Source organism: Fluviicola chungangensis, from assembly GCF_007558725.1.
GTDB classification, from domain to species: Bacteria; Bacteroidota; Bacteroidia; order Flavobacteriales_D; family Crocinitomicaceae; genus Fluviicola; species Fluviicola chungangensis.
In genome coordinates this window covers 79,997-99,137 of record NZ_VLPL01000001.1, presented here as the reverse complement: position 1 = coordinate 99,137, position 19,141 = coordinate 79,997, and the positions used below count along the sequence as shown (strand labels likewise).

22 protein-coding genes and 1 other RNA gene are annotated in these 19,141 nt (G+C 40.5%); 16 read left to right on the top strand and 7 right to left on the bottom strand.

Annotated elements, in window-relative coordinates:
- Positions 1–51 precede the first annotated feature (51 nt).
- Genes FO442_RS00475 through FO442_RS00465 form a run of 3 tightly spaced genes read left to right on the top strand, consistent with a single transcriptional unit; the run spans position 52 to position 3,213 of the window.
- Positions 52–1,326: a replication-associated recombination protein A gene (locus FO442_RS00475; protein WP_144331170.1), complete on the top strand. Its 1,275-nt coding sequence runs from the start codon at positions 52–54 to the stop codon at positions 1,324–1,326.
- Positions 1,323–2,261, top strand: a complete 939-nt coding sequence (locus FO442_RS00470) for a lysophospholipid acyltransferase family protein (protein ID WP_144331169.1) — start codon at positions 1,323–1,325, stop codon at positions 2,259–2,261. Before FO442_RS00475 ends, FO442_RS00470 begins: the two co-directional genes overlap by 4 nt.
- Positions 2,218–3,213 (top strand): sialidase family protein, encoded by a 996-nt coding sequence (locus FO442_RS00465; protein ID WP_144331168.1) that lies wholly within the window; start codon positions 2,218–2,220, stop codon positions 3,211–3,213. Before FO442_RS00470 ends, FO442_RS00465 begins: the two co-directional genes overlap by 44 nt.
- 102 nt (positions 3,214–3,315) lie before the next feature.
- On the opposite strand, the gene FO442_RS00460 is transcribed toward FO442_RS00465, so the two are convergent.
- Positions 3,316–3,768 carry a thioredoxin family protein gene (locus FO442_RS00460; protein WP_186279798.1) on the bottom strand — a complete coding sequence of 151 codons (453 nt, stop codon included), beginning with the start codon at positions 3,766–3,768 and terminating at the stop codon, positions 3,316–3,318.
- 185 nt (positions 3,769–3,953) lie between these two features.
- On the opposite strand from FO442_RS00460, the gene FO442_RS00455 reads away from it, so the two are divergent.
- Entirely contained in the window at positions 3,954–4,958 is a 1,005-nt protein-coding gene (locus FO442_RS00455; RefSeq protein WP_144331166.1) for an AMP-binding protein, read from the top strand.
- The gene (locus FO442_RS00450; protein WP_144331165.1) at positions 4,955–5,809 is read left to right on the top strand and encodes a J domain-containing protein; all 855 of its coding nucleotides are present in this window, start codon (positions 4,955–4,957) and stop codon (positions 5,807–5,809) included. The genes FO442_RS00455 and FO442_RS00450 overlap by 4 nt, the downstream gene beginning before the upstream one ends.
- 86 nt (positions 5,810–5,895) lie before the next feature.
- Here FO442_RS00450 and smpB read toward each other — a convergent pair whose 3' ends face one another.
- Together smpB and FO442_RS00440 are read right to left on the bottom strand one after the other, a co-directional pair.
- Positions 5,896–6,354 carry an SsrA-binding protein SmpB gene (gene smpB, locus FO442_RS00445; protein ID WP_144331164.1) on the bottom strand — a complete coding sequence of 153 codons (459 nt, stop codon included), beginning with the start codon at positions 6,352–6,354 and terminating at the stop codon, positions 5,896–5,898.
- Positions 6,347–7,015, bottom strand: a complete 669-nt coding sequence (locus tag FO442_RS00440) for a DUF6962 family protein (protein WP_144331163.1) — start codon at positions 7,013–7,015, stop codon at positions 6,347–6,349. The genes smpB and FO442_RS00440 overlap by 8 nt, the downstream gene beginning before the upstream one ends.
- A 108-nt stretch (positions 7,016–7,123) precedes the next feature.
- Here FO442_RS00440 and recR point away from each other — a divergent pair, with 108 nt between their 5' ends.
- The 3 genes from recR (at position 7,124) to FO442_RS00425 (ending at position 9,132) form a co-directional block, all read left to right on the top strand.
- Positions 7,124–7,729: a recombination mediator RecR gene (recR, locus tag FO442_RS00435; protein ID WP_144331162.1), complete on the top strand. Its 606-nt coding sequence runs from the start codon at positions 7,124–7,126 to the stop codon at positions 7,727–7,729.
- Between the two features lie 102 nt (positions 7,730–7,831).
- Positions 7,832–8,260, top strand: a complete 429-nt coding sequence (mscL, locus tag FO442_RS00430; protein WP_144331161.1) for a large conductance mechanosensitive channel protein MscL — start codon at positions 7,832–7,834, stop codon at positions 8,258–8,260.
- Positions 8,261–8,421: 161 nt separating this feature from the next.
- Complete coding sequence (locus tag FO442_RS00425) at positions 8,422–9,132, top strand: RNA recognition motif domain-containing protein (protein WP_144331160.1); 711 nt, start codon at positions 8,422–8,424, stop codon at positions 9,130–9,132.
- Between the two features lie 44 nt (positions 9,133–9,176).
- Here FO442_RS00425 and FO442_RS00420 read toward each other — a convergent pair whose 3' ends face one another.
- Together FO442_RS00420 and FO442_RS00415 are read right to left on the bottom strand one after the other, a co-directional pair.
- Complete coding sequence (locus tag FO442_RS00420; protein ID WP_144331159.1) at positions 9,177–9,665, bottom strand: hypothetical protein; 489 nt, start codon at positions 9,663–9,665, stop codon at positions 9,177–9,179.
- Positions 9,666–9,739: 74 nt separating this feature from the next.
- The gene (locus FO442_RS00415; RefSeq protein ID WP_144331158.1) at positions 9,740–10,618 is read right to left on the bottom strand and encodes an alpha/beta hydrolase; all 879 of its coding nucleotides are present in this window, start codon (positions 10,616–10,618) and stop codon (positions 9,740–9,742) included.
- Between the two features lie 171 nt (positions 10,619–10,789).
- On the opposite strand from FO442_RS00415, the gene ssrA reads away from it, so the two are divergent.
- The 7 genes from ssrA (at position 10,790) to FO442_RS00385 (ending at position 17,231) form a co-directional block, all read left to right on the top strand.
- Positions 10,790–11,193: a transfer-messenger RNA gene (ssrA, locus tag FO442_RS00410) on the top strand.
- A 385-nt stretch (positions 11,194–11,578) separates the two neighbouring features.
- On the top strand, positions 11,579–11,716 hold the full coding sequence (locus tag FO442_RS18655) for a hypothetical protein (RefSeq protein ID WP_186279795.1): 138 nt from the start codon (positions 11,579–11,581) through the stop codon (positions 11,714–11,716).
- Between the two features lie 478 nt (positions 11,717–12,194).
- Entirely contained in the window at positions 12,195–12,470 is a 276-nt protein-coding gene (locus FO442_RS18930) for a helix-turn-helix domain-containing protein (RefSeq protein WP_281281532.1), read from the top strand.
- A 5-nt stretch (positions 12,471–12,475) separates the two neighbouring features.
- Positions 12,476–13,435: an AAA family ATPase gene (locus FO442_RS00400; RefSeq protein WP_144331157.1), complete on the top strand. Its 960-nt coding sequence runs from the start codon at positions 12,476–12,478 to the stop codon at positions 13,433–13,435.
- Between the two features lie 13 nt (positions 13,436–13,448).
- Complete coding sequence (locus tag FO442_RS00395; protein WP_144331156.1) at positions 13,449–16,151, top strand: S8 family peptidase; 2,703 nt, start codon at positions 13,449–13,451, stop codon at positions 16,149–16,151.
- A gap of 11 nt (positions 16,152–16,162) precedes the next feature.
- Positions 16,163–16,843, top strand: a complete 681-nt coding sequence (locus tag FO442_RS00390; protein ID WP_144331155.1) for a competence protein CoiA family protein — start codon at positions 16,163–16,165, stop codon at positions 16,841–16,843.
- Positions 16,844–16,865: 22 nt separating this feature from the next.
- Complete coding sequence (locus tag FO442_RS00385) at positions 16,866–17,231, top strand: 4-fold beta flower protein (RefSeq protein WP_144331154.1); 366 nt, start codon at positions 16,866–16,868, stop codon at positions 17,229–17,231.
- A 44-nt stretch (positions 17,232–17,275) separates the two neighbouring features.
- Here FO442_RS00385 and FO442_RS00380 read toward each other — a convergent pair whose 3' ends face one another.
- Positions 17,276–17,944: a hypothetical protein gene (locus FO442_RS00380; RefSeq protein WP_144331153.1), complete on the bottom strand. Its 669-nt coding sequence runs from the start codon at positions 17,942–17,944 to the stop codon at positions 17,276–17,278.
- Between the two features lie 232 nt (positions 17,945–18,176).
- Between FO442_RS00380 and FO442_RS00375 the strand changes: the two genes are divergently transcribed.
- Positions 18,177–18,725, top strand: coding sequence for an MBL fold metallo-hydrolase (locus FO442_RS00375; protein WP_144331152.1), 549 nt, complete (start codon positions 18,177–18,179; stop codon positions 18,723–18,725).
- Positions 18,726–18,809: 84 nt separating this feature from the next.
- On the opposite strand, the gene FO442_RS00370 is transcribed toward FO442_RS00375, so the two are convergent.
- Positions 18,810–19,100, bottom strand: a complete 291-nt coding sequence (locus tag FO442_RS00370) for a hypothetical protein (protein WP_144331151.1) — start codon at positions 19,098–19,100, stop codon at positions 18,810–18,812.
- Between the last annotated feature and the right edge of the window lie 41 nt (positions 19,101–19,141).

Here is a 19,141-nt window from a genome sequence, read left to right as displayed (position 1 = left end):
ATTCAACTTTTGGACCTATTGAACGTTTCTAACTATTGAACTCTTTAAAAGATGAGTGCTCCTCTTGCAGAACGTATGCGTCCCGGCAACTTGTCCGAATACATCGGGCAAAGGCATTTGCTGGAAGAAAACGGGGCATTGAAGAAAGCCATCCAATCCAAAATACTTCCCTCCATTATCTTCTGGGGACCTCCCGGAGTTGGAAAAACAACCCTGGCAAACTTACTCGCAAAGGAGCTGAACAGGCCTTTTTACACCCTTTCAGCAATTTCTTCCGGTGTAAAGGATGTACGGGAAATTATCCAAAAAGCAGAAAACCAGGGAATGTTCCAGACAGGTGGAGCCGTTTTGTTTATTGATGAAATTCACCGTTTTTCCAAATCACAACAGGATTCCTTATTGGGAGCCGTAGAAAAAGGGACCATCACCCTGATCGGTGCGACCACTGAAAATCCATCGTTTGAGGTCATTTCGGCATTGCTTTCACGCTGCCAGGTTTACACCCTCGAAAGCCATACACTGGAAGACCTGTTGGAACTGATTAACCGCGCAATCAAACAAGATGTCCTTCTTTCCAAACGCAAGATCGAACTGCGCGAATACAAATCCCTGATCGCTGTAGCGGGTGGTGATGCACGTAAAATGCTGAACTTACTGGAAATGGTTGTCAATACCTTCGCCCCGAATGAAAAGGCGGTCATTACGGACGAATTGGTAAACCAGCTGGCGCAGCAGCGAGTGCGCTACGATAAGGACGGAGAACAGCATTACGACATTATTTCTGCGTTCATCAAATCCATTCGCGGAAGTGACCCCGATGCTGCGGTTTATTGGCTTGCACGCATGATCGAAGGTGGCGAAGATCCGAAATTCATTGCACGCAGATTGCTTATCTCTGCTGCTGAAGATATCGGTTTGGCCAATCCTACAGCACTGATCCTGGCGAATAACACCTTCCAGGCAATCCAGGTAATCGGGTGGCCCGAAGCACGGATCATTCTTTCTCAATGCGCTATTTACCTGGCAACTTCTCCCAAAGGAAATGCGGCATACCTTGCCATTGACGAAGCAATTGCAACGGTCAAACAAGACCCGAACGCTCCTGTTCCGCTTCATTTGAGAAATGCCCCTACCCAATTGATGAAAGACCTCGGCTATGGGGCCGAATACCAATACGCGCACGATTTTCCCGGAAACTTCGTTTCCCAGCAATACTTACCGGATTCCCTGAAGGATCGCACGTTCTTCCATGCCGGAAGCAGCGCACGCGAGCAAGAGATCCGGAAACAATTACACACGCTTTGGCCCAATAAATTCAAGAAATGAGCAAGGTCGCATACTATTTGTTCGTACTTCCTCTTTCCAAACTCCCTCTTTGGATAACTTATCGTTTTTCCGATTTGTTCTTCCTTTTATTAATTACTGTTTTTCCCTATCGAAAGAAAGTCATTGAAGGAAATATCGCCCGTTCTTTCCCGCACTTATCCCCGAAAGAACACCGCAAAATTAAGCGGTCATTCTACCGTTATTTCGCAGACATGCTTCTGGAAGGAGTTAAAAATCTTGGGATTTCAGAAAAAGAACTTCGAAAACGCTTCGAGATTAAGAACCCGGAGCTCATGGAGCAACTCTATGAGCAAAATAAAAGCGTTCTCTTGGTTTCTGCGCATTATATGAACTGGGAATGGATGATTACCGGGCAAGACCTTTTCTTTCCGCACCAGGCCATTGGAATCGGAATGCCACTGACAAGCGGTTATTGGGACAAAAAAATCAATGCCCTGCGTTCCCGGTTCGGAATGAAGGTCATTCACGCCAAAATTGTCAAAGACACATTTAATGCGTATCTTCAAAAAGGAGTTCCGACAGCTACCCTGGTACTGAGCGATCAAAGTCCGGCAGATTCTGCAAAATGTTACTGGATGACTTTTTTACACCAGACAACCGGAATTATTTTTGGAGCAGAACAACTGGCCAACACATACGATCAGGCGGTTGTTTTTTACCTGCCAAAAAAAATCAAACGCGGGTATTATGAAGTAGAACTGCAACTCCTGACGGATGAGCCAAGAACACTGCCCTGGGGGAAAATTACAGAAACACATGCGCGCTTACTCGAACAACGCATTCTGGAAGAGCCCGGTCCGTGGTTGTGGTCTCATAAACGATGGAAAAGAACCGTTCCGGACAATATTCCACAATTAAAAGAAGAACAGCGTGAAAAATTCAATTCTCTTTTTAGGACTCCTTCTCCTAAGTAATAGCGGAATCTCTCAACGAGTGGTTTCTGTCGATACGTTGCACTTTTCGGCAGACAGCTCGTATTCCCGCATTGTCGTTCGGTACAAAAAGCACCAACTACTGTTCGGAACCTCCAAAACCGGAGTGATTGCATTCTGCGAGAAGGACAAAAACAAAACAGTCATCATTCCCCCTGTAAATGACGGCGAATTCCGTGACATCGTTGTGAACAAGGATACGATTTTCGCTATTGTTTCCGGTGATATCGGAATGGTATATAAGGGAAACCTGGAATCCGCCACCCCCATTTTTAATGAAAAAGGTATTTTCCTCGACGATATTTCCCTGTTTAAAAATGAGGTGATCATCCTGGGTGATCCGGTTGACGGCACTTTCTTTTTCCGCAAGCGAACTCCCGAATCGAATACATTCCTTGAATTGGACCAAAAAGTCAAGAGCGATTACCTTGAAGGATGCTATGCCGCCAGCGGAACATGTGCACAATACCTGAATCCCGATACGTATTTCTTTGTTTCAGGTGGAGATACTTCTGCACGGTTCCATTACATGGACCTGTGGTCAAAAAGAACCGTTTCGGTAGATTTACCTATGAAAACAGGTGAAGGCGCCGGACCTTTTTCCCTGTTCTTTTGGGACCCGATACACGGAGTTATCGTTGGAGGAGATTACCGCAAAAACACAGAAGCATCTAAAAATGCCTGTTATACAACAGATGGAGGAAAGACCTGGATCGCCTCGGAAATTTTCCCGAATGGTTACCGCTCTTGTGTTACGGGAAATAAAAAGTTACTTTTTTCCTGTGGAACAACCGGTATCGATTATTCCAAAGACGGAGGAATTACCTGGCACTTCCTGATGAAGGGAAATTTCTGTGCGTTGTTGCTGGAAAAGAAAACGCTTTATGCCACAACGAACAAAGGGTATTGTTTGAAGCTAAAACTCAAGTTTTAGAAAGTTCCAAATGCTTGCACTAAAGCTTTAGCATCGGCGCAGAGTTCAAAAAATCTCCCGAAGAAACATCTTATAGGATTGAAATCTTTCAAAAATTTTCAATTATTTTATCGTTGAAACCGCAGCCAATAATTTCTCTTTGCTTTGCTTCCCTACTAATCTCCTTACCAATTTTCCTTCTCCATTGACAAACAACAGTGTCGGGTAAGCCGTCACGGTATACGCTTTGGAGATCATCGGACCATCTTCTCCCGCTTCGGCATCAATCTTCAAATTGATAAACCGCCGGTTAAAAACCGTTCCCACTTCGGAATCCGTAAAGGTGGTTTTGGCCATTTCCTTACAAGGTCCGCACCAGGATGTATGCACGTCGATAAAAATGAGCTTTCCCGTTGCCTGTGCTTGTTTAATTGCTTTCTCAAAAGTCAGTTTGGAAAATTTGATTCCCGATGAGCCATTCACTGTAAGCTCCGTATCGGGTGCGCTTTTTTCACTGGAATGAAACGAAAAGGTAAAGAATGAGGTTCCCAACAGAAGCGCTGCAATAATTTTCATATGTGTGTTTTTACGTATCATAATCTTTGTCTAAATTTAGCAATTAAATATTGAAAGTTAAAAAGGTTCAAATTCCGATTGCTATCGGAATCAAACGTTCAATAAACTCGTTTTCCATTGAACCCGCAAGTATTGTTCCAACTATTTAAAAGTGATTACTTTTAAATGATCACTAATTATTAAAAATGGCTTTTGAAGTAACATATACCGATTGTTCTGCGGAAACCTACAAGGAAATCCGGGGAATCATCGCGTTATGGCGGGAAGGAGCTCCGGAATACAGGGTAAAAACAAGTGGTTCTACCGGAACTCCCAAATTGATCGTGCTCAAAAGAGAACAATTGGAAGCTTCTGCCAAACGCAGCAATTCGGTTTTTGGTCTCACTGAAAATGCACGTGTTTTGATGCCTCTCTCACCGATGACGATCGGAGGAAAAATGATGCTGATTCGTGCGCTCGTCGGGAATTATTCCATTGAGGTTGTGGAACCGCGGGCAAATCCGCTGGTTGAGGTCGATCCAAAACAGACCTATTCGTTCGTTTCACTTGTCCCCTATCAGCTAAAATCCATCCTGGAAGAAAGCCCCGAAAAACTGGACCGCTTCGACAACATCCTACTCGGTGGAATGGGACTTTCCGCACAGCTTGAAGAAACACTTTCAACCTTAAAACCGGCAGTTTACATTGGGTTTGGAATGACGGAAACGGTTTCTCACATTGCCTTGAGAAAGATGGGAGATCCTGTTTACCGCGCTTTGGATGGAGTTCACTTAGATCTTTCAGAAGGTTCTTTGGTGATTACCGATTCCACCCTTGGTATTGAACACATGCAAACCAATGACCTGGCAGAATTAATCGATCACACTCACTTCAGATGGTTGGGAAGGGCCGATTTTGTCATCAACAGCGGCGGACTAAAAATCTATCCCGAAGGAATGGAACAGGTAATCGATGAATTGATCGAAGTTCCTTTTATTATTGGCGGAATTCCGGATGAAACCTTCGGTGAAGTATGTGTATTGATCCTGGAAGAAGCCCTTCCGGAAGAAAAATTCAGGCAGATTCAGGAAATTATCCGGGAAAAATTCGGGAAATACGCAGCCCCCAAAAAACAGCTTGTTTCGCACATTCTTAAAACGGAATACGGGAAGATCCGCAGGAAAGAAACGTTAAACTCACTGCTTAAATGACCCGGTCCGAATGCTTTCGTTTATTAAATCTCCCCCCGAACGCTTCTGACGCGGAGATCCGAAAACAATATAAAAAGCTGGCCCTGCGCCTCCACCCGGATGTCAACCCGGATCCGTTGGCGCATGAAGTCTTTATCAAGCTGGGAAAAGCAGTTGAGATCCTCTTAAACCCCGATTACAAAGAAGAAATTACCGGGAAAAGAACATCCAGGAGAACGGGAAGCGAATCGGATGAAGAACGGCTGGAACGCATGCGCGTGGCTAAAATGCGCTACGAACAGCAAAAAATGCAGCAGGCAAAAGACAACAACCGGTATTTCCTTTCCCTGACAAGCGGAATGCGCTGGAGCATCTACAAGTATATCATGCGCATTTCCCTCGTTCTCGCTTTGGCCCTGTCTACGGAATATTTCCTGCCAATGCATTACGAGCCCGATGTATTGATCGGTTCTTCGAAATCATTGAATAACGGAATTATCAAGGGAAACATTACCAGTATCGAACTGGAAAAAAGAGGCCGTTATTACGTTCAGAACAACCGCTACGCCTGGTTATATGCTTATCCGGAAGTCATTATTGAAACGACCTGGTTCCTGCATACACCGGTTAAAATGATTACTTCTGATGATTTTACGCGTTACCGGACACCATTCGACTTTCACATCGGCAGCATTCGCTTCGGACTCATTGTCCTGTTCCTGGTACCGCTTTACCCCTATTTGAGACGTCGAAAAACACTCAGTTTCGTATTCCTGTATCATCTTTCCTTTTGGGGGATAGGAACGGTGGCGTTGTATATTTTGCTGACACAGGAACGCATGCTGCATTTATTGACTTTGGGATTTTTGTGAGAACCGGACGACCTGATAATTCACCGTAAGACAAAGAGTAACACACAATCTTTGCGTCCTTAGCAGTAAAAATTTCAACCTAAATATTAAGAGCGGATCTTCTTCAGCCGGTCCATTTCGCGCTTATCGTCTTTTTCTTTCAGGTCGTGACGTTTATCGTGCAGCTTTTTCCCCACACCGGTCGCCAGTTCCAGTTTTAGCCAGCCTTTTTCAGACAAGAATAATCTGAGCGGAACAATGGTATTCCCCTTTGTTTTTACCCATTTCTCGAGCTTTTTGATCTCCTTCTTATTCAGAAGCAATTTCCGGTCGGAACGCACGGAATGATTATAGAATGACGCATTTTCATACGGAGAAACATGCATATTGCGAATAAACACCTGCCCGTTATCAACGATGCAATAAGCCTCCAAAATACTCGCTTTTCCGTTGCGGATACTTTTGATCTCCGTACCGGACAAAACCATTCCGGCAGTAAAGAATTCATCCAACTGATATTCAAAGCGGGCGCGCTTATTTTTGATATTTACTTCGTTCTTAGACATGTTTTACTTCCGGCGACTGACTTTGTCCCCATTCTTTTATACCAAGGTAAAAATAATAAATCGTTACCAACATCAGGATGTGGCTCAAATCATCTTTATTCAGCCATTCGTGTACATTGATCTTTAAAATAAAGATAAATGCCGAAGGAGTCAGGATGCAGACACCAATGATCAGTTTCTTCAAAAACCGGGCTTCCGGGTGCCTTTTATTTAAAATATACGCATATACACCTGTATAACTGATGTAAGTAATAATGGCATCAATTGCTGTAAAAATGAATTTTTGCGTCAAAATAGAAACGGAACACAAAGCAATACTCTTAATCCAGATGAGGGCAAAAGCATAATTTTTCGGGGTGGAAATTCCTTTAAACCGAAGCATTCCTACTGCAGCAAACCCATTAGCCAGGCAACCGAAAATCCAGCTTGGGTACTTTCCGAAGAATCCCCAGTAGTTGAAGAACACATGTCCCAATCCGCCAAAAAAGGTAGAAAGTCCGAATGTAAGGTAAAAAAGGCGCCAGTAAAAATTCGCGTCGTTCCTGTATTTCCCTAACTGATTAAAGGCAAAAATGCAGAAACCTGCAATAACCCAATTCAAGATCAGAGCCATCGGCTCCAAAAGGTGTAACCCTAAAAAATCAAATGCTATCTTATCCACCCCGCGAAAATACTGCTTCAGGCCAGAAAACACAAGTACTTGCGGCAATGAAATGCTAAATTGGTCCGAAAGCTATGGAAACACGTTAAAATCCGTACCTTTGGAGCGATGAATATCCCATCGAAATACCTGGAAGAAGCAGTAGAACAATTCAGTTCCTTACCGGGCATTGGCAAGCGGACGGCCTTGCGTTTGGTATTGAACTTATTGAAGCGTGAACCGGATGAACTCGAACGTTTCGGAGATATTTTGCAACAACTGAAATCGCACGTTCAAAGCTGTTCTTCCTGTGGGAACATTTCCGATACAGCCATTTGTTCGATTTGTTCGAATGAGAAACGCAATCACCGCCTGATTTGTGTCGTGGAGGATATCCGGGACGTCATGGCCATCGAAAGTACCGGGACGTACCAGGGAATTTACCACGTGCTGGGGGGAATCATCTCCCCGATGGACGGGATCGGTCCGAATGATTTGTTTATTCAGCCTTTAGTAGACAAATGCGCTGCAGGGCAAGCAGATGAGATTATCCTGGCATTGAGCCCGACCATGGAAGGCGACACCACCAATTTCTTCCTCTACAAAAAACTGCATGCCACGAATGTTCAGATCACGGCACTTTCCCGCGGAATTGCAGTTGGTTCTGAAATCCAGTATGCAGATGAAATTACGCTTTCGCGGTCGATCCAGCAGCGGATTCCTTTTCAATCATAACCGAATTTTTACCGCAAAGAAAAGCCCTAAGGATGTTTTTATTAATCGTTGTTTCTTTGCGGTGAAAAATAGTATATTTGGTTAGACTTCAAACTAAGTACGATGTTAAAAGAATTCAAAGCATTCATCATGCGCGGAAATGTGGTGGACCTCGCAGTAGCCGTAATCCTGGGAGCCGCTTTCGGGGCAATTATCAACTCTTTAGTGACGGACATCATCACACCGGCGATTCTAAACCCGGCGTTGAAAGCTGCTCACGTTGATAACATTGCTGAACTAAGGGCTTTCGGGACAACAGTGGTTAAAGATGGTAAGGAAGTAGTTGAAGGCGGTATTTTGTATGGTGCTTTCCTGGCAAAAGTGATCAACTTCCTGGTCATCGCATTTTGTTTGTTCCTGGTGGTTAAACTGATGAATAAAGCCTTACACCTGCGGAAAAAAGAAGAAGCGGAAACTCCCCCTGCGCCTGCCGAACCTTCCAACGAAGAAAAGCTCCTGATGGAGATTCGCGACCTGCTAAAAAACAGGTAAATGAGCAACTGAAATTCCCTTCATTAAAATGGTGACAGATACCAATGACTAATTGGTTTGACAGAAATCTCATTCAAAGTTTTGTGGATTTGAAAATTTATATATCTTCGTTCGAAACAAATGCCTTATTTGAGGCGAAAAAAGAGAATATTTAAATACCGATGACAAGTATTTTTGTGGCAAAACTTGATTTCAACGCAACAGAAGAACAGTTGAAATCCCTTTTTGAAGAACACGGTCGAGTAAATCGTGTCACCATTGCAAAAGACCGCGAAACAGGCAAACCGAGAGGTTTTGCTTTTGTTGAAATGGCGGATGAATCAGAAGCAGATCAAGCAATCGAAGCGCTGGACAATTATGCCATTAACGGACGGAATATTGCCGTTAAGAAAGCTGATGACCGGGCTTCGGGAGGGAAACCGGCCGGTGGCGATAACCGCTCAGGAGACAGACCGGCTTTCAAAAGTGATCGCTCAAGAGAAGAACGAAATGCCGTAAGTGACACCAGATCCGATTACAAAAAACCAGATGACTCCCGCAGTATCAAACCCGCTTTTAGCCCGGATGATATACTTCCTGCAAAAGTAGAACGTAAAAAAGAAAAGGATACGAAAGGCCTTGGTGGAATTGCCGGTAAAGACACTCCTAAGAAACCAAAAATGGAAGCTTACCGGAAAAGTGGTAAAGACAATCAATTTTTGGACGACGACGATTTATCGGATGAAGAATTGGATTTATTCGGTCGAAACGAAGAAGAAGATGATGATGAAGATTATCGTAAATACTTAGTAAACAGCGACGACGATTCGGACGAAGAGTACGACGACGATGAGTATGACGATGAAGACGAAGAAGAAGACGACGAAAAATAAGATGGAATCCCTTGGCTAAGCCGGGGATTTTTTTTTCCTGCTCGCTACCACCCTCCTTCCGAACAATGAATCACTTTCGGATACTCCTGTTTTAACCGGATCGGAATAAAAAGTTCTTTTTGGCCGTACAATACAAGCAGCTTCCCTGGAGAATTCATGCGTCTTTTTCCATAAGGGATGGATTCCAGTGTGATCACGATCGCTTCTCCGGGGTTAACAGCTTGCATTTGCTTTCCTTTAGCGCGCAAACTGTTGGTATCGTACCAGGAAATATAATCCGGGTCCACAAACAAAACCTTCCGGGTTTTATTCAAAAGCCGGAAGGTAACAAAAAACCGGTTTTTGCTAAGGGCACAACTGTCGAACTCAAAATCCAGTACTTCGAATAACACTTCCTGCTCCCTGCAAAAAAGTGAATCTCCTGCTTCTTCAACAAGTACTATGCGGGAACTTTCTATTTTGCGCTGCGCACAAGCCGTTTTGACTCCCAAAAGAAACGATAACAAGACTAAACTCCGGATCACTTGTTTCATATTACAGATTGAAAGCGAAAGCTAGTGATTCAAAGCATGGAATTTTCTTACCGTTTTGTTAACGTTTGAAATTCTTATTCTTTTACAGTTACCGGGTACAACCATTTAAACGCGTTGGAAACGGCCAGGTGCATAATCGTCGCGTGGTTTTCCAGCGGCAGGTAATCAAAAAACACCTTCACGGCTTTGCTCTTTGCCCCTTTCAGTTTATCTGCCAGCAAATTGGCATCCACTTCCATTACCCGCGGAATTTCGGTTGGCGTGAGTCCTTCCTTTCCTACAGCGATGTAAATATCAGTTTGTTGTGCAAAATCAGCTGCAAGTACTGCCGAGTTTTGTTCCAGCAGCGAACCATTGTCCCACCACAAACTGGGACTGATAATGATGTATTTGTTGAAAAGCGTGGGTTTCTTCAGCAATACTTCCGTTGCAAGCAGTCCGCCAAGAGATTGTCCGATAATGGTTTTATCCTGGTTGGTCTTGTAATGAGCTCCTATGTAAGGCTGTAATTCCTTTTCCAAAAAGGAAATAAATTTATCCGAATGCCCGGCAGTTGGAAGCGCAATTTTGGCTTTGTGGGTACTTGGAAAAGTAAAATCCCTGCGCCGGTCCACATTGGCAATTCCCACAACGATCGATTTCGGCAACTGATTGATCCATTCGAAATTATAGAACTGGACCAATCCCACGATGTGAATAAAATCTTCGTTTGCCGAACCGTCAAGCAAATAGATCACCGGGTAATGGATCGAATCGTTCCGGTCATATCCTTCGGGAAGGTAGATATTCAAGGTCCGTTTCTCGCCAAGCTCTTTGGATTGAATTTCATCAATCACTCCCAAAACGAACGGTTTCGTAGTCTCGGTTTGTTTTGTTTTGTCTTTTTTGTCATGCTGTCCGAACAGTTGTACTGCCGGGAAAATCAGGACTAAAAGCAGGATTGTATTTTTCATCGCGTTTTTTCTCTTAAAGGTCGTTATTTGAGTTATTGCTTCCCAAATATATACTACCTGGTTTGAATTTCCATTGAAGGATAACAAAAAGTATTGCGCCGAATTCGTTAACAAAACATAAGAACCTATCCGAAAGCCTGGATTTTTTCGTAAATTTGTGTGTTACAAACTGGGGTCGACATTGGATTTGACAGCGATTGAGATTTCGGTGGGAAGCATGCAGAGCGTTGCAGTGAAGCTCTTAAATATCTTGCTGCGAACAATAATTGACAATACGTCATACGCACTTGCTGCTTAATTTACTAGGTAAATTCGGCTTAATCCAGTGGAAGATATAGTACACGGACAAGTTTCTCCTCTACCGGCTCTGATTTTCGGTTAGTAGGCTCAGGAGAATCATTTTAGAAAATCTGGCACTGAGCGAGCTTCGCGCAAGGTGTGAGATCTTAGAAGCTAAGGTTGGATCTTGGGTGTTTTTGTCCGAATTCAGCTCGAAAACCAATCAAAAAATAAGCATGTAGAAGACATTCGGAACCATTGTTTGGACGAGGGTTCGAACCCCTCCGACTCCACAAAAAGAAAAAGCATTACGAGAGTAATGCTTTTTCTTTTTGTCCCTCTTCTCTCACACTCACACTCACACTGAGTTGTAGCTCTTTTTCTTTTCAGTGTGAGCGTGAGGACTGAGTGTGAGATCCCGGTTCGAAGCACGAATTTCGTCTCCTCCCTCTGAGGGAGGATTAAGGAGGGTGGCTATCTCAAATCTTCCGTAATTACCGATTTTACTCAGTTTGCTGAAATTTCTAGCAGTTCGATTCCCTTTTGCTCACTTATTCTTAAAATGAGACAAAGCTTTTCCCATTTCGGAAACCAAAACCGCCATTTGGGAAAGATTTTTGGCTCACTTCAATTCATCTTTCGATTTTTGGACAAATAATCATTCAAACAAAAATGTAAATCATGACTAAAATTGATGCAATCAAACCCGGTCCAAAGCCAAAGAAGGATGATGGTGATCTTGACGAGAGAAGAAGAGTAGCTCCTCCAAATGTGCCAAAATACAATCCTCCGTTAAAACCTTATAAACCGAAAAAGTAGAGTCATTGGATGGTAATATCAGGATTTTCACAGGGTCTTTAGGTATTTCTTTCGTTCCAAGGTGAGCCAATTATAGATTTCTGTTGCAAGCCTTTCGAAAGACTCTGCATCATTAAAATGAATTTCAGTAACATGATAAGCACAATCACAATACTCATTTGTTAGATGGTCCAACCGCCTATCGTTGATATTAAGTTCCATAATCGAGAAAACGGAACGGCAAATATCCAACATGGAATTATCGTTTGAGAACCCTAACATATTTAATCCTAAAACGGAATGTTGGTGTCTTAAATCGTCTTTTATCAACTGAATGATAACCTTTTTTGGAGTTTTTTTCTGCATGACTCAAATATTTTACATGAGTCAAAAATACAAAATAGATTAAACTAATTAACCTTAAACAAAATAAAGTTTAATTTATTTTGGAATAAATATTGTTTTAGGTGTTTTAGTTCAAGTAATTCAAAGACCCAACGTGTCGCTATTAAGCCTACATTTGAGTATATTAGATACCAAATTTAAGACATTGGGAGAGAAAATACATCATAATAGAATCAAGATAGTTCTTGCTGAAAAAAATGTGTCGCAAACTACATTGAGCGAACTAACAGGACTTTCTAAAACTCGAATTTCAAGTTATTGTACCAATTCGTCTCAACCGTCTATTGAAACATTGAGAATGATTGCGGTTGCGTTGAAAGTGAATGCACAACGTCTTATCGTTCCTACTCCGGACGAAGATGAGAAATAATTAATATGGCAAAGGCAGAATATCTAATATCATTAATTAAATCTCATTACAACAATGAGCCTGAACGTTTCACGACATTAGCTCTCCAAATAGCTGCGCATGAAGCAAAATTAGGTCACACAATAGTTGCAAATGAAATCAAGTCAATAATTGACAAATCGAAGGATCAAAAACCGAAGAATAAAACCTTTAACCCTGAGCTTCAGGGCTTGATTATTGAAGATGTACCTGCTGTAAATCTTTCTGATATTATTGCTTCGCCTGATATTTCAGATAAAATCAAGCGTATCATCATGGAGTTTGTCCAAAGAGACAAATTGCGTAAGCATGATTTACAAAACAGACGAAAAATCCTATTATCCGGTCCTCCAGGAACCGGAAAAACCTTAACGGCTTCGATTATAGCGAATGAACTAGACTTGCCTTTATACACCATTTTAATGGATAAAATGGTAACAAAGTTTATGGGGGAAACCAGTGCCAAATTGCGTCAAGTCTTTGATTTAATTGAACAAAAACAAGGTGTTTACTTGTTTGACGAATTTGATGCAATTGGAGGTGAAAGAAGTCGTGATAACGATGTAGGAGAAATGCGAAGAGTTTTGAATTCTTTCCTGCAGTTCATAGAGAGAGACAATTCCGATAGTTTAATAATAGCAATTACTAATAACAAAGCGCTATTAGACCAGGCTTTATTCAGACGGTTTGATGATGTAATTCTATATAATCTACCGACAGAAAATGAGAAGTTAGAATTACTCCAAAATCGCCTAGCAAGGTTCAGTAATAGTAAAAATGTGGACTTTAAAGATCTGCTGAATGATATTAATGGACTTAGCCACGCGGAAATTTCACTTGCTTGTTTAGACGCCATTAAGGAAACTGTATTGAATGAAAGTAAACCTATGAGCAATGAGTTAATTTTAAAGGCAATAAAAGATAGAAATGATGCCTACCACAAATAGTAAATAACCCACTATGGCTGACCACTACAAACACATTTTTCTTTCTGACAACATAAAAACCGAAAAATACAAGGCTAAAGGATCGGTTGTACCCTCGAAATCTTTACCATCACGTGAAAGGATTTCGCACAGTCAAAAATTAATTTCCCAGCTTGCAGCAATTTGGGCACGTAAAAAGCAATTAGATCAGCAGAGACAAGCCGAACAAATTTCCGTCAAAGAAGGTACGTACCTTACATTTAGTAGCTCAGCTAATGAAGAACTAATATCAAAAAGTTTAGAAGACTTTAGGCAAGGAGTTAGATTACTGAATGTTAGAGAAATCCAAATTAATGAGGATACCAAGCAAACGATAGCGACCGTTTATGTTCCTAATGGGAAGGAAGGTTTTTTTGTGAACAAGATCAACTCCTTTAAATCGAAGAACAATAGTTCTATCACATTTACTGAAAAGAAGGATCACGATATTCTTAGGCAGCAGATCAGCGAATTTGGAAACGAGATTCAAGTAAAAAAAATTAGTGACCGCAGTAAACTAGGTCTTGAACACACGCATGTGACTGTTTTGGTTCCTGTTGGACAGGAGAAGTACTTCACCACTGAAGCTTCTAAACTTGATCCTGAAGCAAGAGTTAAAGTGACGCCTGTTAACGCTGATTTAGTTAATAGTATTGAAGATATTGGTGAGGCTTTATTGGAGAGTCTATGGACCGACAAAGTCTCAAATATACCTGATGAAACCTCCAAGTGGTGCGAAGTCTGGCTAAATGTCAATACCAAGGATGAGTTGGAGCAAGAACAAATCAGCATTTTTAAAACTACTTTAGAGAACATCGGGATTGAGTACAAAGACAACACTATTGTTTTCCCTGAAAGAGCAGTACTATTAATCAATGCTAACCAAGATCAACTAATTGAATTGATGCTACAAAGTGATTTGTTAGCAGAATTTCGGGCAGGTCAAGAACCCGCGGGATTTTGGGTAAACGAAAATTCCATGGAACAACAGGCATGGATTGATAACTTATTACAAAGAGTAGAATTAATTGATTCAAACATAAAAGTTTGTGTTTTAGATTCGGGTGTAAATAACGGTCACCAATTATTAAGTAATTTGCTTGATGATACAAATACATTAACTGTTGATTCTAACTGGGGTACAAATGACCATGAAGAAAAAGCAGGACACGGAACCTTAATGGCTGGCTTGGCAGGGTATGGAGAATTCGAATCAGCATTTCTATCATCGAATAATATCGTTATTACACATAAACTTTGTTCAGTCAAAATTTTACCTCCAAGGAATCAAGAAAAAACACCTAAAGAACTTTGGGGCGATATTACTGTTAGGGGAATTGCGTTAGCTGAAATCCAAAACCCAAGATCGACACTCATTTATTGTATGGCTGTAACATCCGAGGATGATGCCGACAAAGGCAGACCATCATCTTGGTCAGGCGCTGTCGATAAGGCTGCATTTGGTGACGGGGATAATCAAAGATTGATTATCATTTCTGGTGGAAACATTCGTAGCGAAGAGATTTGGAAGAACTATCCCAATTCCAATTTCACGACAACAGTTGAAAACCCTGCTCAGTCTTGGAACGCGCTTACTGTTGGGGCATATACGGAAAAGGTTCAGATAAATGATACTGATCATAATGACTACAAACTAGTTGCGAATAAAGGTGAATTATCACCTTACAGTACGACATCAATTAATTGGAATAGGAAATGGCCTAGTAAACCTGATGTAGTATTCGAAGGAGGTAATCTGTTAAGAAGTCCTGAAAACACTGTGATTTCACATAAAGATTTAGATTTATTATCTACTTCCAAATCTATTAATATACGACCCCTCAACACGATTAATGCTACAAGTGCTGCAACGGCACAAGCATCCTGCTTCGCTGCCAAAATCGCATTTGAGTATCCTGATGCTTGGATGGAAACAATTCGAGGATTAATTGTACATTCTAGTAATTGGAATTCTTCCATGCTTGCACAATTAAATGTTAGGCAAAACAACAAAACAGATTACGGGAATCTGTTGAGAGTTTTTGGTTATGGAACACCAAATTTAGAACGAGCTTTATACAGTAAGGAAAGTGCTTTAACTTTTGTTTCTCAGGAAGTAATTCAACCATTTTCATTTAATAGTAAGGGAAGTCCTGAAACAAATGAAATTCATTTTTTTGATTTTCCTTGGCCTGAAGACTTGCTCTTATCAATGTCAGATACACCTGTTACACTAAAGATAACTTTATCCTATTTTATTGAGCCTGGAGCTGGAGAAATTGGCTGGAAAGATAAGTATCGCTATCAATCTCATGGTTTACGTTTTGATATTAATAATGTTGACGACATTGATGAAAACGCCTTTAGAAAGAGAATCAATCTAGCTGCAAGGGAAGAAGATGACGAAATCAGTGGAAGCTCTGGAAGTAGTAGATGGACTATTGGAGTTAAGAACCGTAGTACTGGGTCAATTCATTCCGATTTTTGGGTGGGAACAGCTGCTGAAATAGCTACATGTAAGTTCATAGCGGTTTACCCAGTTATAGGTTGGTGGAGAGAACGAAAACAGGAAGGCAAAGTGGAAAATAAAACTCGATATTCATTGATCGTGTCACTCGAAACACCGGCAGAAGAAATCGAGCTTTATACTACTGTCAAAAATATCATTGAGGTTCCTATTGAGATTACAACTTCATAAATAATCGGTAGATGTCGGTTAAAATTGCATATCATTCTTCGAGTGAAAAATTCATTCACATTGATCAAGCCCATAATGGATTGAATTGTGGTTGCATTTGTATTAAGTGTAACGAACCACTTGAAGCAAGACAAGGTAAGGTTCGAGATTGGCACTTCAAACATCATATTAACGTAAACTGCACAGGTTCACAAGAAACTGCTTTGCACGAATTGGCTAAACAGATTTTAGTTCGTAACACTTCTATTGAGGTTCCGAAATATGGAAGGATTTCTTATTCAGAGGCTAAAGCCGAAAAGAAGCTTGAACAAATTCGACCTGATGTTTCGGCAGTTTATAACGATCAATCAATTTACTTTGAAGTGTTCGTTTCTAATGCTGTAGATGAGGGAAAAGAGAAATTCTTTAAACTTGGTAAGCACCGAAGCTTAGAAATCGACTTGAGCGATTGCACTGCATCTACATTTAAAGAAATTGAAGAACTGGTACTCGATCGGGTTGATAATAAAAAGGTTTTCTTTTGGGAAGATGAACAGATAATTGACAACTTAACAAATGAACCGGTGGAAATTCCAATAGAACTAAAGAAAAAGTCAAATTATGATGGCTGGATTATAGCTCTTTTTCTTGCATTATTAGTTTTCTTGGGGCTAAGTAAATCTAATCCACGAAAGAATAAAAATCGAAAATAACAACCTTAATACACTATAAACTATGGAAGAAATAACTTTTTACGATGGAAAAGGACATCCTTTAATCTATCTTTCTCCAGATAACGACGATTCATTTTACCTATGGAGTGGACACGCTGTTGCCTATTTAATTAGAGAACAAATCTTCGGTTGGAGAGGAAATCATATTGGCTGGTTGATCGATGGAGTAATTTATAACTTGGAAGGATATAGGGTTGGATCAACTAGAGAAAAATGTCCTTATGCAGTCTATGCTGAATATGCTAAATACGCCAAGTATGCTAGATACGCAAGATATGGTAGATATGCTCCTTATGCTAAACCTGCATTACAATCTACTTATTCAAATATCGGATTAGAAGAATTTATTAGTCAAAATAGAGTTTAATTCAAATGCCCACATATTGTGGGCATTTGTCTTTTATCATAGATTTAAAACCGAAATTTTCCTTCTGGTTTGAACCCATTAGGCATCGGATCGGGAATTCTTTCAAGCACCTCTTTTTCACCTTTTCTAGTATACACCTCAAAAATGGCTCTATTCTTTTCACCTTGGATGTATTTCCCATCTTTTCTTTCTAACCATCCACTAGCAACAACACCAACAAATTTTTTATAATGTTGTCGTTTTGCTAAAGGCTTCTCTAATGTGAATTTTTCACGAGAACTACCTGTAAGATTGGCTTGCGGATGTAATGAGTGATCGTATTTCCACCAAACTGATATTCGTAGTTCCTCAAAACCAATATCAGTCCACATAATCGCACTAGTATGTCCAAATAAGTTTGTGATAATGTGTCCAGATTGCGAAAAGTTCTCATTTTTTCCATCCAAAGAGATTTGACTATTATTCAACAATTCGTTGATTCCTGCAACTAACAATTTTCTATACGGATTCATCGTATTTGATTGCTTGTAATCTGGTGGTGCAGATGGGCTACTCTGTTTGTCTTTATTTAGGAAATGTGACCAATTGTGATACCCACATAAAACAGCGGATTTATCCAATGCTTCAACATGAGTAATTCCTTCTTTCTTCTTAATTGATTTTGCCTGACGCTTGATATAATCAGCTGTATGGCTAATGATTTTTCGATTCATCTTTATACAAACTCCCGCAAGAAAAATATCACCCGTCAACTATTTCTCAAAACGAGAGATTCGTTTCGATAATCGAAAATGTTAAATGCGGTGTTGATACAACTTTGTTACGACGAGTGACGCGCTTCCGCAAGAAGCATGCGCTAAGTTAATAAAAATACAATTAGAAAGAATCTCATTATCAAATAAATATCAAATAGTAGTTATATTTGAATAACAAAAAATAGCCACTATGGATTTTAAAGTTTTACCACATGAAGAGATGCATATTGTTAAGCAAATAATGTTAACAATATCGAGAAATGGATCAAAGGAAGGTATAGGATACTTTCTTTATAAAAGACCTTTATCGGAGAATTACAAATTGTCAACTGTTCCTGAGGATAAAAAGGATTTTGAATACAGACACAACTATCCACCTCAATACATTTTTCCAAATGACAAATTAGATGAACTAATTCTATCATCTGTACAAGCAGACTTTCCAGAATCGAGAATTCACAATCATTTGGTTGTAACTACATTTGAGGTTGAACGCATACAGCGATTACGCAATAGACCAAGTGAGGAAACTCATTTTTTTATCTACCCAACAGTAGACCCATATTCATTGATGAGCAACACGGATCCAAATAAAATTTACAAAGGCAAAAGATTGTCCTTCAAAACCTACACTAACTTCCACTCATTCTCAATAAAAGATTTAGCTTTTTATATCTACTATAAGATTGATGAAGAAGAGTATTTGCTTGATGAATTCGAAAAACTCAAATTTTTATAACTGATTGTTCGTTCTAGAAATCAAAAATTATGGATAATTATCCCCGATGAACATGTTTCATCTTCAGACCGAAAGTCTGATCTCTTATCTCAGCTTTAAAGTTAGCTTTTTAAGCCATATGCTGTACTCAATTGAGCCTACATTATGGTTCAGTAAACCTTCTTTTGGGATGCCTCCAAAGGAATCACGAAACACAACTAAAAAGCCAATATTTTCATCGATCCGACCACTGTCGTCAACAAGAATTTCGAACGACGCGACATTATCAAATCCACAATCCAAACCAGTTTCACCTGCCAGCTTTTGCAACAGAGATTTCAATTGTGTTTCTGGATGAGCGAAGAAGTGCTTCCGGAGATATTCTTTTTCATTCATCTTGGGAAAGACCAATGATTCTGAAAGTCGGGAGATTTTGG

Excerpts from the sequence above, each read along its gene's own strand:
- FO442_RS00385 (WP_144331154.1), top strand. The coding sequence starts at position 16,866 with ATGGAAGAAATAACTTTTTACGATGGAAAAGGACATCCTTTAATCTAT.
- smpB (WP_144331164.1), bottom strand. The coding sequence starts at position 6,354 with ATGTCTAAGAACGAAGTAAATATCAAAAATAAGCGCGCCCGCTTTGAA.
- FO442_RS00470 (WP_144331169.1), top strand. The coding sequence starts at position 1,323 with ATGAGCAAGGTCGCATACTATTTGTTCGTACTTCCTCTTTCCAAACTC.
- FO442_RS00380 (WP_144331153.1), bottom strand. The coding sequence starts at position 17,944 with ATGAATCGAAAAATCATTAGCCATACAGCTGATTATATCAAGCGTCAG.
- FO442_RS00370 (WP_144331151.1), bottom strand. The coding sequence starts at position 19,100 with ATGAATGAAAAAGAATATCTCCGGAAGCACTTCTTCGCTCATCCAGAA.
- FO442_RS00450 (WP_144331165.1), top strand. The coding sequence starts at position 4,955 with ATGACCCGGTCCGAATGCTTTCGTTTATTAAATCTCCCCCCGAACGCT.
- FO442_RS00420 (WP_144331159.1), bottom strand. The coding sequence starts at position 9,665 with ATGAAACAAGTGATCCGGAGTTTAGTCTTGTTATCGTTTCTTTTGGGA.
- FO442_RS00425 (WP_144331160.1), top strand. The coding sequence starts at position 8,422 with ATGACAAGTATTTTTGTGGCAAAACTTGATTTCAACGCAACAGAAGAA.
- mscL (WP_144331161.1), top strand. The coding sequence starts at position 7,832 with ATGTTAAAAGAATTCAAAGCATTCATCATGCGCGGAAATGTGGTGGAC.
- FO442_RS00400 (WP_144331157.1), top strand. The coding sequence starts at position 12,476 with ATGGCAAAGGCAGAATATCTAATATCATTAATTAAATCTCATTACAAC.
- FO442_RS00460 (WP_186279798.1), bottom strand. The coding sequence starts at position 3,768 with ATGAAAATTATTGCAGCGCTTCTGTTGGGAACCTCATTCTTTACCTTT.
- FO442_RS00395 (WP_144331156.1), top strand. The coding sequence starts at position 13,449 with ATGGCTGACCACTACAAACACATTTTTCTTTCTGACAACATAAAAACC.
- FO442_RS00475 (WP_144331170.1), top strand. The coding sequence starts at position 52 with ATGAGTGCTCCTCTTGCAGAACGTATGCGTCCCGGCAACTTGTCCGAA.
- FO442_RS00415 (WP_144331158.1), bottom strand. The coding sequence starts at position 10,618 with ATGAAAAATACAATCCTGCTTTTAGTCCTGATTTTCCCGGCAGTACAA.
- FO442_RS00375 (WP_144331152.1), top strand. The coding sequence starts at position 18,177 with ATGGATTTTAAAGTTTTACCACATGAAGAGATGCATATTGTTAAGCAA.
- FO442_RS00390 (WP_144331155.1), top strand. The coding sequence starts at position 16,163 with ATGTCGGTTAAAATTGCATATCATTCTTCGAGTGAAAAATTCATTCAC.
- FO442_RS18655 (WP_186279795.1), top strand. The coding sequence starts at position 11,579 with ATGACTAAAATTGATGCAATCAAACCCGGTCCAAAGCCAAAGAAGGAT.
- recR (WP_144331162.1), top strand. The coding sequence starts at position 7,124 with ATGAATATCCCATCGAAATACCTGGAAGAAGCAGTAGAACAATTCAGT.
- FO442_RS00455 (WP_144331166.1), top strand. The coding sequence starts at position 3,954 with ATGGCTTTTGAAGTAACATATACCGATTGTTCTGCGGAAACCTACAAG.